The sequence below is a fragment of the Marinactinospora endophytica genome, from assembly GCF_054780875.1.
In genome coordinates this window covers 637,245-652,717 of record NZ_BAAGVM010000001.1, presented here as the reverse complement: position 1 = coordinate 652,717, position 15,473 = coordinate 637,245, and the positions used below count along the sequence as shown (strand labels likewise).

Sequence of the window (15,473 nt, the reverse complement as noted above, 5' to 3'; positions counted from 1 at the left end):
TGAACATCACCCCGGAGCCGCCGGAAGAACGGCCTCCCCGATGGGACGCCCAGTAGAACCGGCAGCGGCAGCAACGAAGTGGGGGACGCCCGGCAACGGTGTTCCCAAGGAGGGTGGTACCGCGGGGCCGTGCGCCTCGTCCCTCCGTCAGGACGAGCCCTGATGGAAAGGTACGCCGGATGACGCAGGAACGACTCCCCTCCCGCCCCTTCCCCTCCCTTCCCGCCCAGATCGACCTTCCGGCCGTCGAGCACGAGGTGCTGCGCCGTTGGTCGGAGCGGAAGGTCTTCGAACGCTCCCTGGAGCAGACCCGCGGCGGTCCCAACTGGGTGTTCTTCGAGGGGCCGCCCACCGCCAACGGCCAGCCCGGCGTGCACCACGTCGAGGCGCGGGTGTTCAAGGACGTCTTCCCGCGCTTCAAGACGATGAAGGGCTTCCACGTCGAGCGCAAAGCCGGCTGGGACTGCCACGGCCTTCCCGTCGAGGTGGCGGTGGAGAAGGAGCTCGGCCTCTCCGGCAAGAAGGACATCGAGGAGTTCGGTGTCGCGGAGTTCAACGCCCGCTGCCGCGCGTCGGTGTTGCGCAACGTCGACGCTTTCACCCAGATGACCGAGCGCATGGGCTACTGGGTCAACATGGACGAGGCCTATCGCACCATGGACCCCGAGTACGTCGAGTCGGTCTGGTGGTCGCTGAAGGTCATCTGGGACAAGGGGCTGCTCGTCCGCGACTACCGGATCAGCCCCTACTGCCCGCGCTGTGGAACGTCGTTGTCGGACCACGAGGTGGCGCAGGGCTATGAGACCGTCACCGATCCCTCGGTGTACGTGCGCTTCCCGCTGACCTCCGGCCCGTTGGCCGATCCCGACCACCCCACCGCGTTGCTGGTGTGGACGACGACCCCCTGGACCCTGGTGTCCAACACCGCGGTCGCCGTGCACCCCGACGTGAACTACGTCGTCGCCACCGACGGCACCGAACGGCTCCTCCTCGCCGAACCGCTGGTCGGCTCGGTGCTGGGCGAGGGCTGGAAGCTGACCGGGGAACGGTTCGAGGGCGCGGAGATGGAACGCTGGACCTACCAGCGGCCCTTCGAACTGGTGGCGTTCGACCAGCCCGCCCACTATGTGGTGCTCGCCGACTACGTCACCGTCGAGGACGGTACCGGCCTGGTCCACCAGGCCCCGGCCTTCGGCGCCGACGACATGGCCGTGAGCCGTGCCTACGGTCTGCCCATCGTCAACCCCGTCCGCGGCGACGGCACCTTCGAGGCGGACCTGGACCTGGTCGGCGGCGTGTTCTTCAAGGAGGCCGACACCGCGCTCACCGCCGACCTCAAGGAACGCGGCCTGCTGTTCCGCCACGTCGCCTACGAGCACAGCTACCCGCACTGCTGGCGCTGCCACACCGCGCTGCTCTACTACGCGCTGCCGTCCTGGTACATCAAGACGACCGCGATCAAGGACGAGCTGCTCGCCCAGAACGCCGAGACCAACTGGGTGCCGGCCAACGTCAAGGAGGGGCGTTACGGCGAGTGGCTGCGCAACAACGTCGACTGGGCGCTGTCGCGCAGCCGCTACTGGGGCACGCCGCTTCCCGTATGGATCTGCCCCGAGGACCACGTGAACGTCGTCGGCTCGCTGGCCGAGCTCGGTGAGCTGGCCGGGCGCGACCTCAGCGCCCTCGACCCGCACCGGCCCTATGTCGACGACGTCACCTTCGCCTGCCCCCAGTGCGGCGGGGAGGCCCACCGCGTCCCCGAGGTCATCGACGTCTGGTACGACTCCGGCTCCATGCCCTTCGCCCAGTGGGGCGCGCCGCACCGCAACGAGGACGTCTTCCGGGACAACTTCCCGGGCCAGTACATCTGTGAGGCCATCGACCAGACCCGTGGCTGGTTCTACTCGATGATGACCGTGAGCACGCTGGTCTTCGGCCAGTCCTCCTACGAGAACGTGGTCTGCCTGGGCCACATCCTCGCCGAGGACGGCCGCAAGATGAGCAAGCACCTGGGCAACATCCTGGAGCCCATGGCGGTGATGGAACGGCATGGAGCCGACGCGCTGCGCTGGTTCATGGCGGCCAGCGGCTCGCCGTGGACGCCGCGCAGGGTGGGCCACGCGGCGCTGGAGGAGATCGTCCGCAAGGTCCTGCTGACCTACTACAACACCGCCTCGTTCTTCACCCTCTACGCCAACGCGGGCCAGGCCTGGGACCACTCGCGGTTGGCGGACGCGCCCGCCCCGGCCGACCGGCCGCTGCTGGACCGTTGGGTCCTGTCGGAGTTGAACCGGGTCGTCAAGGGCGTGGACGAGGCGCTGGAGCGCTTCGACACCGCCACCGCGGGACGGCTGCTCACCGCCTTCGTCGACGACCTGTCCAACTGGTACGTGCGGCGTTCCCGCCGCCGGTTCTGGGCCGGGGCGAACACGCCCGAGGGCGCCTCGGCGTTCGCGACGCTGTTCGAGTGCCTGGAGACCGTGACGCTGCTCATGGCCCCGCTGGTGCCCTTCCTGACCGAGCACGTGTGGGCCGCGTTGCGCCGTCCCGACGCCGCGGAGTCGGTGCACCTGGCCTCCTGGCCCCAGGTCCGCGAGGAGCTGATCGACGAGGAGCTGTCCCGGCAGATGGCGCTCACCCGCCGTCTGGTGGAGCTGGGCCGGGCGGCCCGCGCCGACTCCGGCGTGCGTACCCGCCAGCCGCTGGCGCGCGCGCTGGTGGGCGCGACGCTCTTCGGTTCGCTGCCCGAGCAGTTGCGGGGACAGATCCGCGAGGAGCTCAACGTCGTCGCGCTGGACTCACTGTCGGTGGTCGGTGGTGACCTCGTGGACTACACGGTCAAGCCGAACTTCCGGGCCCTGGGCAAGCGCTTCGCCAAGCGCACGCCGCTGATCGCCCAGGGGATCGGCGCCGCCGACCCCAAGACGCTCGTCGAGCAGATCCGGTCGACCGGCTGGGCGCACATCGAGGTCGAGGGCGAACCCGTCGAGGTCAGCGCCGAAGAGGTGCTGGTGACCGAGCAGCCCCGCGAGGGGTGGGCGGTCGCCTCGGAGGCGGGCGAGACCGTCGCGCTCGACTTGGAGGTCACCCCCGAACTCCAGCTCGCCGGTCTGGCCCGCGAGGTGGTGCGGCTCGTCCAGGACGCCCGCAAGGCCAGCGGCCTGGACATCTCCGACCGCATCCACCTGTGGTGGAGCGCGACGGATCCCACGACGGCGCGGGCCGTCGCCGAGCACGCGGCGACGATCGGTGGCGAGGTGCTGGCCGCCTCGATGACCGAGGGCGCTCCCGAGGAGGAGGTCTACTCCGTGTCCTCGCAGGACTACGGCGTCACGCTGTGGCTGCGCAAGGCGTAGTCACGGGTGACCGCGTGACGGGGCGGGCCGGAGCTTCCCGGTCCGCCCTTCTCGTCTCACGGAGGGCCGCGCCCGGGTGGGCCGTCCTCCTCGTGTGAGAGGGGCGAGGCGACACGTCGTCGCCCCTCCCCGGAGATGGGCCGAAGACCCCGGTCCTCTGCGGACGGTCCCGCCGCCCGCGCGGCCGCCGTGCCCTCCTCAGGAGGGCGCGGGCTGCGACGGCAACACCCTGGTGGGCCTCGTGGAACAGCTGAGCGCGGGCCGAAGACGGCGTCCGGTGGCTACGGACGCCTCCGGTGTTACTCCGCCGAGGCCGTGGTGGGGCGGAGGGGCACCGTGCGATCCGGGTCCTCGTCGGGCTCCCCCGGGGCGTCGTCCCCGTCGCGTTCCGCGCTGTCGACATCGGCCCGGGAGTCCGCGCCGTCCCGCTCCGACCGGGCGGAGACAGCCGTCTCCCGTCCGGCATCCTCCTCCGGCGCGGGCAGGACTTCCCTATCCCCGTCGTGCGCGCTGCTGTCGGCGTCATCGGAGGCGAGATCCTCATCCTCTCGCTCCAGCTGTCCGGAGGGGGACGATTCCCCTCCCTCCTCGCCTTGCTCGGAGCCGGCCTCCCCGTCTCGCTCGCGAAGGGAGGAGTCCTCGGGCTCCTCGGCCGCGCGGGGTGCTTCGGGGGTGTCATCCGAGGGGTCGTCGGCCCAGGCCTCGTCCGCGATCAGCTCCGGTTCGACCGTCTCGGCGTGCTCCGACGCTGCTTCCCCAACGGGGTGGCGGAGGGGGGCCAGACTCTCGGTGTCGGACTCGTCGGTCGCCGCGGGTTCGGGGGCCACAACGGGCTCGGCGGTGTCGTCCGCGGGTTCGGGCTCCTCGCCGGACGAGGCCGGCTCGGGTTCGGCGGAGGCCGCATCGGACCGGTCGGAGGCGAGGACGGTCACGTCCCCCTCATCCCCGTGGCCGTCCGGCCCCTCCTCGGTGTCGTCTTGGCGCGCGGTGTCCCGGTCCGGGTGCTCCGCGAGGCCCGCCTCTTCGTCCCCGGGGGACGCGGCGACGTCATCGTTCTCTTCTCGTGGGGCGTCCGCGGACCGTTCCCCGTCCCGGCGGTCGTCCTCGTCCTCGCGGACCTGTGCCGGGGCGGACTCGCCGGGGACGACATAGGTGAAGTGGCGCAGGGGACGCGTTGTGGAGGGGCGCTCCCCCTCGCCGGAGCCCTTTCCCGGCTCCACGCTCTCCTCGGCGGCGGATGTCCGGGGGTCCCCCGGGTCGTGGGACACGGCGTGGTCGTCTCCGCCGACCAGGACAGCGTGCTCGCCGTCCCCGCGTTGCCGCCCTTTCCTTCCCGTGGTGAGGATGGCCTTGTGCAGGCGGCTGTCACCGGACCATGCGTCATCGGTGGGGGGAAGGTAACGGTGCGCCAGGACACCGGAGGTCGGGGGCTGGTGTTCCCCGTTTCCATCGGGGCCCGGGAACGACACCGCCCGCGCCAGCTCCATGGCCGACGCGGGTGCGGTGGACGTACTCGCCCCAGAGTCACCGCCCAACGAAAGCGGAACGGTGGTGGAACCGACAGAGGCGGCACGGACGGACGCCTTCCCCAAACCGCCCGTCCGGGACACCTCTGCCGGAAGGGTCCCTCCTGCCCGGTGATCCTGTCGAGAGCCGAACAGCGTCTTCCTCGCCCGGACGAATTCGACCGCGAGCAGGAGCGCCGTCAGCACTCCCAGCCCGAGAGCGATGTAGACCAGGGTCTGCTCTGCGAGGACCAGCGCCGCGCCGATCACGACCAGGGCCGCGACGACGAGGACGAGGCAAACGATGATCACTGGAGGGAGGGCCTTTTCACGAACTCAAGGGTTCATTTGTGTTGTGTCGCGTCCTCCACGCCCGTCAGCGACGGTCGTGCGGAGCGTCCGGGTGGTAACCACCGTGCTGGGCGGGCTCGGGCTGGGCGAACGGGTTGCCTCCCGGCGCGGTGCCGGGTCCACTGTGCTGCAAGGACGGACTGCCGCCGGTGGGCGCCATCGTCTGGAAGCTTCCCGTGGTCGTCGGTCCGGCGTGCTCGGTGGCCCCCTCGGCCAGTTCGCGCAGCTGCCGCTCGAAGTAGTCCTTCAACCGGCTGCGGTACTCGCGCTCGAAGTCCTTGAGCTCGCTGACCTTGTGCTCCAGCTCCTCGCGCTGCTGCACGAGGGAGCCCATGACCTGACGGTGACGTTCCTGGGCGTCACGGTCGAGGTTCTCGGAACGCGCGCGGGCCTCGTTGACGATCTGCTCGGCCTGGCGACGGGCCTTGCCGAGGATGTCGTCGGCCTCGTGGCGGGCCTTGCCGAGCGTCTCGTCGGCCTCGCGGCGGGCGTCGGAGATCGCCTGGTCGGCGGTCTGCTGGGCGAGCGCCAGGACCCGCGCCGCGGTGTCCATGTTGTCCTCGCCGCCACCGGGCAGCCCCATGTTGCCCATGCCGCCCATGTTGCCCATGCCGCCCATGTTGCCCATGACGGGCATCGGCTCGGGCTGCCGGATCGGCTCGGGCTGCCGGATCGGCTCGGGCTGGGGCGGCGGTTCCGGAGCGAGCTGCTGGGGCTCCTGCGGCTGGAAGTCGTTCATCCCGGCCGGCGGAACCTTGCCACGCAGGCACTCGGCGAGCTTACCCCGCAGCTCCTCGTTCTCCTGGATCAGACGGTCGAGCTCGGACTCGACCTCGTCGAGGAACGCGTCGACCTCTTCCTCGTCGTACCCCGGCCGAAGCCGGGTCGTACTGAACTGCTTATTTCGCACATCCGCGGGTGTTAGCGGCATGTTCGTCTCCTTGGCGCGCTTGGACTCTGTCCGTAGGGACGCTACCTGATCGTGACCTTACGGCAATCCAGACCATGACCAAGACCACATATCGGAACCGGAGCTTACCTTTCCGACATCTTGGACTCAGCTACACGATCGGGATCGTAGCCACGAGCTGGATGAGGATCACGACCAGCAGGAAGAGGACGGTGAAGCTCAGATCCAGCGCCACGCTTCCCAGCCGTACCGGCTTGATGAAGCGCCTCAGGAGCTTCAACGGCGGGTCGGTGATCGTGTACGTCGACTCGGCCAGAACCAGTACAAATCCCGTGGGTCGCCAGGACCGCGCGAACGACTGCACGATCTCGAAAACGAGCCGTCCGATGAGTACCAACATGAAGAGGTACAGGACGGTGATGAGTATGTTCTGGACGATACTCACACTCGTTCCCCGACCTGGTCACTGGACATCTGGAAAGATCTAACTCTGATTGAAGAACCCTCGCTCAGCGATGCGTGCTTTGTCTTCAGCGGTCACCTCAACATTAGCCGGGGACAACAAGAACACCTTGTTCGTCACGCGCTCGATACTGCCATGTAGACCGAAGATCAGCCCCGCCGCGAAGTCGACGAGACGCTTGGCGTCACTGTCGACCATCTCGGTGAGGTTCATGATCACCGGTATACCTTCCCGGAAATGCTCTCCGATAGTACGCGCTTCGTTATACGTGCGGGGATGCAGCGTAGTAATCCGCGCGAGATCGGCGGTGGCAGGAGCGGTATGGGTGACGTTGCGTCGCTCCCCGTTGGACACGGCGTAGTTGTCCGCCTCCGTCACGGGCTCGGCTCTGGAGTCGCCGCCACGGGCGTCGAGACCGCGGTCGCGGCGGTCGTCGGCCCCTTCATCGAAGTCATCGAAGTCATCATATTCATCCGCATAGCGGTGATCGTAACGGTCGTCCTCCACGAGGCCGAGGTAGACCGCCATCTTGCGCATCGCGCCGGCCATCTCTTGTCCTCCGTCGTCCCTGTGGTGATGCACCGCAGATGACTTGTCGCTGGCGGGCCCGCGCCCCTCATGTCCGTCCGGTGGGCGAACTCGACAGATGGGCGCCAAGTTCCATGTGGGGACATTACCCCACGATCGTCCCGCGATCGCCGAGCAACGCCGTACCCACCCTGAGGTGTGTCGCGCCCCTCGCGATCGCGGCCTCCAGGTCACCGCTCATGCCCGCGGAGATGGCCGTGGCATGAGGGTAGCGATCCCGAAGCGTAGAGGCCACCTCGGACAGTCGCGCGAACGCCGCGTCCGGATCGGCACCCAACGGCGCGACCGCCATGACACCCCCGAGCACGAGCCCCTCCTCCGCATCGATCGCCTCGGCGACGGCCATGACATCACGCGGATCGGCTCCGCCCCGGGGGCCGATCACCCCCGCCGACGCCCCCGGGTCCAAGTCGACCTGGACCAGGCAGGACAGTCGGCGCCCCTCGCTTCGGGCGCGCGCCCCCAGTGCCCGGGCGAGCCGCTCGCGGTCGACGGAGTGCACCACGTCGGCGTAACGCGCCACCGAACGGGCCTTGTTGGTCTGGAGCTGCCCGACGAAGTGCCAGGTGAGATCCAGATCACCGCATTCGGCGGCCTTGGGAGCCGCCTCCTGGTCCCGGTTCTCCCCGACGTCGGTGACGCCGAGCTCCGCCAGGATGCGCACGTCACAGGCCGGTCGGGTCTTGGTGACCGCGATGATCGTCACGTCCGCGGGGTCCCGGCCGGCGGCGTCGCAGGCCCTCTCGACCCTTTCGCGAACGGCGACGAGGTTCGCGGCGATCTGTTTCGCTCTACGCGAATCCATGTCGGTCACTCCTGTTCCCGCCACACGTATCCGGCCAGCCGGCCGGTCGGCGCGCCCCTCCGGTGCGAGAACAGTTCCGGGGACTCCAGCGTGCAGCGCTCATCCACGAGAACCCGGCCGACCCCGGCCCGTCCCAACTGGGCCGCGACCGCCGCGCGCATGTCGATCCCCGGCGTTCCCTCACGGGTGGTGCAGGCGGCCTCGGCGACACTACGGGCGACCTCATCGCGCATCGCCGCGGGCACCTCGTAGCATTCCCCGCAGATCGACGGCCCCAGCGCGACGACGACGTCCGACCGTGTGGCCCCCAGGCGCTCCATCGCGGCCACCATTTCCACGGCGACCCCTTTAGCCGTTCCCTGACGTCCGGAATGGGCGGCTCCGAGAATTCCGGCGACGGGATCGGCGGCCAGAATCGGCAGGCAGTCGGCGGCCAGGGCCGCCAGGACGAGATCCGGTTCGACCGTCACCACCGCGTCGACACGCCCGACGACTCCCGGCCCGGTCGCGACCGCCACGTCGGCGCCGTGCACCTGCTCCATCCACACCACACGTTCGGGATCGAACCCCAAGGCCACACCCGCCGTCTTGCGGTTCTCCTCGACGGCGGCCGGATCGTCACCGACTCCGGCGCCGAGGTTGAGCGTGTCGTAGGGAGGGGCGCTGACGCCTCCGTCGTAACGCTGCGTGAAACCGGCGCGGATGCCCGGTCCCAGCTCGATCACGGCACTCATCGCGGGGGAAGGTCCTCCTGGTGGGGGGTGGGGAAGCACGAGCCGGCGGCCGCTCGGGGCGAGCGGTCCGCCGGTGCGGTTGAGGGCCGGGACGGTCGTGGGTGGCGCCGTCCCGGCCACGGTCACTTGAGGAAGTCGGGCACGTCCAGGTCGTCGCCCTCCTCGAAGACGACCCTGCGGCGCGGCGCGGGGATGTCGCCGGAGCGGGAGAAGGGACTGTCCGCCGTGCCACGGCGCAGCGTCCCGTAGCTGTTGTCGCCGAGCGGGCGAACGTTGCGGGACTGGTAGGTCTCCTCCTCGGCCGGCGTCTCGGGCTCACGGACCGGTTCGGGGCGGGAGACCTCCTCGGCCTGGGGCCGTTCCGGCTCGGGGCTGGGCTCGGCCGGGCGGAGGGGGGCCTGACCGGCCCGCGGCGGCTGGACGATCTCGGGTTCGGGGGCCGGCTCCGGCTCGCGTGCCGGCTCGGCCGGCTGTGCCGCGGACGGTTCCGGCGCGGCCGGGGCGGGGGTGGGCGCCGGAGGCGGGCTCACCTGCTGCGGTGCCGGCGGAGGCGAGACGGGACCGGGCCTGCTGAGCGTCTGGGGGGGCGCGGCGTCGGCACGCGGTTCGTCGAAGCCCGCCGCTATCACCGTGACACGCACCTCGTCGCCGAGGGCGTCGTCGATGACCGCGCCGAAGATGATGTTGGCCTCGGGCGCCGCGGAGTTCGCGACGAGCTGGGCCGCCTCGTTGATCTCGAACAGTCCCAGGTCGGAGCCGCCCTGGATGGACAGCAGCACCCCGTGGGCGCCGTCGATGCTGGCCTCCAGCAGGGGCGAGGAGATCGCCATCTCGGCCGCCGCGACCGCGCGGTCGTCCCCCCTCGCCGATCCGATGCCCATGAGGGCCGACCCCGCTCCGGACATGACGGACTTGACGTCGGCGAAGTCGAGGTTGATCAGGCCGGGCGTGGTGATGAGGTCGGTGATGCCCTGGACACCGGAGAGCAGCACCTGGTCGGCGGCCTTGAAGGCGTCGAGGACACTGACCTGACGGTCGGAGATCGACAGCAGCCGGTCGTTGGGGATGACGATGAGCGTGTCGACCTCTTCGCGCAGCATCGCTATGCCGGTCTCGGCCTGCGTCGCGCGGCGCTTGCCCTCGAAGCCGAAGGGGCGGGTGACCACACCGATCGTCAGGGCGCCGAGGGAACGGGCGATGTTGGCGACGACCGGCGCACCCCCCGTGCCCGTACCACCGCCCTCGCCCGCGGTCACGAAGACCATGTCGGCCCCCTTGAGGACCTCCTCGATCTCCTCCCGATGGTCTTCGGCGGCCTTGCGGCCGACGTCGGGGTTGGCCCCCGCGCCCAGTCCGCGAGTGAGTTCACGGCCGACGTCGAGCTTGACGTCGGCATCACTCATGAGCAGCGCCTGAGCGTCGGTGTTGATGGCGATGAACTCGACGCCCTTGAGTCCCTCTTCGATCATCCGATTGACGGCGTTGACACCGCCGCCGCCGATGCCGACGACCTTGATGACCGCGAGGTAGTTCTGCGGTGCTGCCACGACGAGGGGCCTTTCCGCTCGCTTCGTGCCGGCGTTGCCGTTCCCCTTTCGGTGGTCTCTCCCGTTTCCCACCGCTGGGGCTCGGTCCTCCGGCGTCCGGTTCTACAGTGTTCGGTTGCGTTCCGCCTCCGGCGAGCCGGCTGCGGTGCCACGGGGATCGCGTGGAGGGCGGGACCCGGGGTCTCTCCCCATCGCATTCATCCCCGATGAACGAAGTCGATACTTATGTCAACTAAAGGTAGTGCTTTCCGACAGTAGGCCGACGTCCGCCGACGAGCAACCAACCACGAGATCAGCCTATCGGCGTGTCGCGGGCGGACGCGATGCGCGCGCTCGGCGCGTCGCGCCCGGATATGCCCGGCTCGGCCCCGGGACGGCTACGTGACGACCGCCACGTCGATCGCGCTGACGTCGTAGGAACGCTCCGCGCTCGGCGGGTGCTCACGCAGCAGGACCTCCAGGACGCGGGCCTTCTGGGCGGTCCGCTCGCCGTCGCCCCACATCACGCTCGCGCCGTCGGACAGGTGCAGCGTGATCTCGGCGCGGTCGGCGGCCTCGACGTGTTCCAGCCGCTCCAGGATCGAGGAGGGAAGCTCGCCGACGATCCGGGCCGCCTCGGCGACCGCGGGATTGCCGACGATCTCCCCCTTGACCGTGATCAGCGGCTGGTCGGGTGGGAGCTTCTCGGAGTCGGCGACACGTACGCCCTCTCGGTCGATGAGCCGGTAACCTCCGTCGACCTCGACGCTGAGGACCGGCCGACGCTCGGTGACCTCGACGCGCAGCGACGCCGGCCAGCCCCGGGTGACCGTGGCCGACTCGACCAGGCGCAGCTTCTCCACCCGTTCGCGCGCGGCCGACACGTCCACCCTCGCCAACGGCGTTCCGGTGGACACGTCGACGGCCGCCGCGACCTCTTCGGGACTCAGTCTGCTCACCCCCGTGACCTCGACGTCGCGGACGACCAGCAGCCGGGAGCCCAGCACCACCCACGAGGCCAGACCGAGGAGTCCCACCACGAGCAGGGCCACGAACGCGACCTGCCACGGGTCGGAGCGGCGGGGCCGGGCGGCACCGCCCGCCCCCCGGCCGGAAGCCGGCTCCTTCTGGCGCCCGGAGCCCATCACCGCACCTCTCTCACTCGTCGGCGCAACCGCCTAGCGCGCGAGCCGCTCCAGCGCCTCGACGATGATCGGACCGAGCTCGGTGACGTCACCGGCCCCCATCGTCAAGACGATGTCGCCCGGCCGGGCGAGCGCGGCCACCCGCGCCACCGCCTCGGCGCGGTCGGGGCAGTAGTGGACCCGCTCGTGCCCGACGCCCTTGGTGATCAGCTCCGCCGTCACCCCCGGCTCCGGATCCTCCCTGGCCGCGTAGATGGGCAGCACGGCGACCTCGTCGGCCAGCGTGAGCGCGTCGGCGAACTCGGTGGCGAAGATCCGCGTACGGCTGTAGAGGTGGGGCTGGAACAGCGCCACCACCCGTCCCGGCTCCTCGGGGCGCCCGGTGTCGGAGTCCAGCGCCGCCCGGGCGGCGCGCAGGTCCGCGGCGATCTCGGTGGGGTGGTGGGCGTAGCTGTCGTAGACCCGGACCCCACCCGCCTCGCCCTTGAGCTCGAAGCGCCGGGCGGCACCGGTGAAACCGGCCAGGCCCTGGACCGCGACCTCGGGGTCGTGGCCCAACTCGTCGGCCGCCGCGATGGCGGCGGCGGCGTTGAGCACGTTGTGCCGGCCGGGCACCGCGACCGCGCAGTCCAGCGGGTCGCCTCCGGGCGGGGTGAGGGTGAAGAGGGTCGAGAACCCGTCGGCGCGGACGTTCCCCACGCGGTACTGCGCGTCGGCGGACTCCCCGTAGGTGAGCACGCGCCGGCCGAGGCCGCGGGCGACCTCGGCGACCTTGCGCGCCCCCGGATCGTCGACGCCGACCACGAGGGTGTCGGCGACACGTTCGGCGAACGCCGCGAAGTTCGCGTGGATCTCGTCCAGCCCACCGTAGTTGTCGAGGTGGTCGGCCTCGACGTTGGTGACGATGGCGACCTTCGGGGCGAGCATGAGGAAGGAGCCGTCGCTCTCGTCGGCCTCGACCACGATGACGTCGCCGGCGCCCGCGTCGGCCCCCAGGCCGGTGGTCACCAGCCGGCCGCCGATGACGTACCCGGGCTCGACCCCCAGGTGCTGGAGCACCACGGTCAGGATCGAGGTGGTGGTGGTCTTGCCGTGCGTCCCGGCGACGGCGACACCACGCCGGCCCAGCAGCAGCGCCCCCAGCGCCGCGGCGCGCGGAAGCACGCGCAGCCCCCGCGATCGGGCCTCGACCAGCTCGGGGTTGTCCTCGCGCACCGCGGAGGAGACCACGACCGTGTCGGCGTCGCCGACGTTGGCCGCGGCGTGACCGACGTGCGTGCGCGCGCCGAGCTCCTCCAGGGAGCGCAGCACGTCGCTGTCCTTGGCGTCGCTACCGGACACCTCGACGCCACGCTGGATCAGCACCCGGGCGATGCCGGACATGCCGGCGCCTCCCATGCCGATGAAGTGGACACGGCCCAGTTGCGCCACGGGTACGGGCTCGGTAGGGGAGACCAGGCTCATCGGCCGTCCTTCCCTTCGTCGTCGAGATCGTCGTCGGAGTCGTCGATCGGCATCTCCGGCGTGGGGCGGTCCCCGCGGGCGATGGCCATGACCTCGCGGGCCAGCTCCATGTCGGCGTCCCGCCGGCCCATCTTCGCCGCGACCTCCGACATCGCGACGACCCGGTCGGTGTCGGTGAGCAGCGGCAACAGGTTGTCGCGGATCCACTGGGGATTCAACTCGGAGTTGGCGACCAGGAGACCGCCGCCGGCCTGGACGATGGGTTCGGCGTTGAGACGCTGCTCGCCGTTGCCGATGGGCAGCGGGACGAACACCGCCGGGAGCCCCACAGCGGTGAGCTCGGCGCAGGTCATCGCGCCGGAACGGCACATCGCCACGTCGGCGGCGGCGTAGGCGAGGTCCATGCGGTCGACGTAGGGCACGACGACGTAGGGCACACCGTCACGGGTGCGGTCCTCGGGCTCGCTCGCGTTCTTGGGGCCGACGACGTGCAGCACCTGGATGCCGGCGCGGCAGAAGTCCTCGCCGCTGTCGAAGGCGGTCTGGTTGATGGCCTGGGCTCCCTGGGAGCCCCCGAAGATCAGCAGGGTCGGCAGGTCGGGGCGCAGACCGAAGTGGGCCCGGGCCTTGTCCCCCATGGCCAGCCGGTCGAGCTTGGAGATCTGCTCGCGCAGCGGGATGCCCACGTAGCGGCCGTTGCGGATCTCGGTGTTGGGGTGCCCCGTGAAGACGTGGGGGGTCAACCGCGCACCGAGCCGGTTGGCCAGCCCGGGCAGCGGGTTGGCCTCGTGCACCACGATCGGGATACGGCGCCGACGCGCCGCGAGGTAGCCGGGGGTGGCGACGTAACCGCCGAAGCCGACGAGGACGTCGGCTTGGACCCGCTCCAGGTGGCCCGAGGCGGTGCTGATCGCGTTGGCCAGCTTGCCGGGGACCGAGAGCAGCTTGGGGGTGAGCTTGCGCGGTAGCGGGACCGCGGGGATCTCCCCCAGTTCGTATCCTCGCATGGGGACCAGACGGGTCTCGAGTCCCCGCTCGGTCCCCAGACAGAGGATCCGGGTGTCGGGATCGACGCGCCGTAGCGCGTCTGCCAGGGCCAGTGCGGGCTCGATGTGCCCGGCCGTGCCACCGCCGGCGAGGACTACCCTCATCGTCGCCGATTCCTCCTCGCTTGAATCTGCGTTGGACGCGTTCGGTTCTGGGCCCGACGAGCCGTGGCGGTTTTCCCACCCTTGTCGACATCGTCCAGGCCAAGCCAGCTTAGAGCCCTTTGCACACGGCCGGGACCGCGCGCCGCGAGCACTTCTCGGGCCTGCGGCTCGGACTTGGCCATGGCGAGCAGCATGCCCAGCCCCGCCATGGTGGGGATCAGCGCCGATCCGCCCGCCGACACCAGGGGCAGCGGGATGCCGGTGATGGGCAGAACGCCGATGACCGTCCCGATGTTGACCAGCGCCTGGACGACGATCCAGGCCGTGATCGCGACGGAGGCCAGCCGGACGAAGGGGTCGTCGGCCCGCGCCGCCACCCTCAGGCCCGCGTAGCCGAGCACACCGAACAGCCCGACCACCAGCAGGGTTCCGAGCAGCCCCAGCTCCTCGCCGATGATCGCGAAGATGAAATCGCTCTCGGGGTGGGGCAGGAAACCCCACTTCTCGCGGCTGCCGCCGATACCGACGCCGAACAGGCCGCCGGTCCCCAGCGCGTAGAGGCCGTGCAACAGCTGGAAGCCGGTGTCGGTGGGGTCGGCCTCGGGGTCGAGGAAGGAGGTGAGCCGGGCCATGCGGTAGGGCTCGACCGCGATCATGATCGCCACGAGCAGCGAGACCAGGCCGAACATGCCGATGAACAGCCGGCCCGGCGCGCCGACCACCCACAGCAGCGCCAGGAAGATCGCCAACAGCACGAAGGTCGTCCCCAGGTCGCTGCCCAGCAGGACGAGGAGCACCAGCACACCGCAGCCGGGCAGCAGGGGCAGGAGCAGGTGGCGCCACTCCACCAGTTGGCGCAGCTCCTCCTTGCGCGCGAGGACGTTGGCGCCCCACAGCGCGAAGGCGAGTTTGGCCGGCTCCGACGCCTGGACGGTGACCCCGGCGATCTCCAGCCACCGGGTCGCGCCGTAGTACTCCTGCCCCTGGAACACGGTGACGACGAGCAGGGCGATGGAGGCGAGCATCGCCGGATAGCCGACCAGCCGGAAGAGACGGACCGGCATGTGGGAGGCGAGCACCAGCAGCGGCAGGCCGAGCGCCGCGGCGAACATCTGCTTGCGGAAGAGCGAGTAGGCGGAGCCGGTCTCGGTGTAGGAGTCCACCATGGACGACGACAGCACCATGACCAGGCCCAGCGCGATCAGCAGGGCGCTGCTTCCGAACAAGAGGTAGTAGGAGGTCAGCGGCCGGTCGAGCCGGCGCACCAGCTCCCACGGTCCATCCGATGACGTCCCCGTCCCGGCCCGTGGGGGCCGCTTGACCCCGGCGGGCCGGGAAGTCGATGTCGAAGCCGCCATACGCCACCTCCGCCCACGCCGCGCTTCTCCCAGCATCGACCAAGTTTGGCGGCAAAGACCGTCGGGACCTCGCACATTCCCCGTGTGTTGGGGTTTTTTCTGCGACCGGGGCGGGTA

12 protein-coding genes are annotated in these 15,473 nt (G+C 70.4%); 1 reads left to right on the top strand and 11 read right to left on the bottom strand.

The window, feature by feature from the left end; genetic code table 11:
- Nucleotides 1–179: 179 nt before the first annotated feature.
- A complete protein-coding gene (gene ileS, locus ACYVHU_RS02905; RefSeq protein ID WP_078759934.1) occupies nt 180–3,356 on the top strand; it encodes an isoleucine--tRNA ligase in 3,177 nt (1,058 codons plus the stop codon).
- Nucleotides 3,357–3,655: 299 nt separating this feature from the next.
- Here ileS and ACYVHU_RS02900 read toward each other — a convergent pair whose 3' ends face one another.
- The 11 genes from ACYVHU_RS02900 to ftsW form a co-directional block, all read right to left on the bottom strand.
- Nucleotides 3,656–5,173, bottom strand: coding sequence for an MSCRAMM family adhesin (locus ACYVHU_RS02900; protein WP_078759935.1), 1,518 nt, complete (start codon nt 5,171–5,173; stop codon nt 3,656–3,658).
- Between the two features lie 64 nt (nt 5,174–5,237).
- The gene (locus tag ACYVHU_RS02895; RefSeq protein WP_498947424.1) at nt 5,238–6,143 is read right to left on the bottom strand and encodes a DivIVA domain-containing protein; all 906 of its coding nucleotides are present in this window, start codon (nt 6,141–6,143) and stop codon (nt 5,238–5,240) included.
- Nucleotides 6,144–6,273: 130 nt separating this feature from the next.
- Nucleotides 6,274–6,567, bottom strand: coding sequence for a YggT family protein (locus ACYVHU_RS02890; protein WP_078759937.1), 294 nt, complete (start codon nt 6,565–6,567; stop codon nt 6,274–6,276).
- A 39-nt stretch (nt 6,568–6,606) separates the two neighbouring features.
- The gene (locus ACYVHU_RS02885) at nt 6,607–7,134 is read right to left on the bottom strand and encodes a cell division protein SepF (protein ID WP_078759938.1); all 528 of its coding nucleotides are present in this window, start codon (nt 7,132–7,134) and stop codon (nt 6,607–6,609) included.
- Between the two features lie 124 nt (nt 7,135–7,258).
- Nucleotides 7,259–7,978, bottom strand: a complete 720-nt coding sequence (locus ACYVHU_RS02880) for a YggS family pyridoxal phosphate-dependent enzyme (RefSeq protein WP_078760046.1) — start codon at nt 7,976–7,978, stop codon at nt 7,259–7,261.
- Nucleotides 7,979–7,983: 5 nt separating this feature from the next.
- The gene (gene pgeF / locus ACYVHU_RS02875; RefSeq protein ID WP_078759939.1) at nt 7,984–8,712 is read right to left on the bottom strand and encodes a peptidoglycan editing factor PgeF; all 729 of its coding nucleotides are present in this window, start codon (nt 8,710–8,712) and stop codon (nt 7,984–7,986) included.
- Nucleotides 8,713–8,834: 122 nt separating this feature from the next.
- A complete protein-coding gene (gene ftsZ / locus ACYVHU_RS02870; RefSeq protein ID WP_078759940.1) occupies nt 8,835–10,259 on the bottom strand; it encodes a cell division protein FtsZ in 1,425 nt (474 codons plus the stop codon).
- A gap of 377 nt (nt 10,260–10,636) precedes the next feature.
- Nucleotides 10,637–11,383: a cell division protein FtsQ/DivIB gene (locus ACYVHU_RS02865; RefSeq protein WP_078759941.1), complete on the bottom strand. Its 747-nt coding sequence runs from the start codon at nt 11,381–11,383 to the stop codon at nt 10,637–10,639.
- A 33-nt stretch (nt 11,384–11,416) separates the two neighbouring features.
- Nucleotides 11,417–12,847, bottom strand: coding sequence for a UDP-N-acetylmuramate--L-alanine ligase (gene murC / locus ACYVHU_RS02860; RefSeq protein WP_078759942.1), 1,431 nt, complete (start codon nt 12,845–12,847; stop codon nt 11,417–11,419).
- Entirely contained in the window at nt 12,844–13,998 is a 1,155-nt protein-coding gene (gene murG, locus ACYVHU_RS02855) for an undecaprenyldiphospho-muramoylpentapeptide beta-N-acetylglucosaminyltransferase (RefSeq protein ID WP_078759943.1), read from the bottom strand. Before murG ends, murC begins: the two co-directional genes overlap by 4 nt.
- Nucleotides 13,995–15,356, bottom strand: coding sequence for a putative lipid II flippase FtsW (gene ftsW / locus ACYVHU_RS02850; RefSeq protein ID WP_078759944.1), 1,362 nt, complete (start codon nt 15,354–15,356; stop codon nt 13,995–13,997). The genes murG and ftsW overlap by 4 nt, the downstream gene beginning before the upstream one ends.
- Nucleotides 15,357–15,473 lie beyond the last annotated feature (117 nt).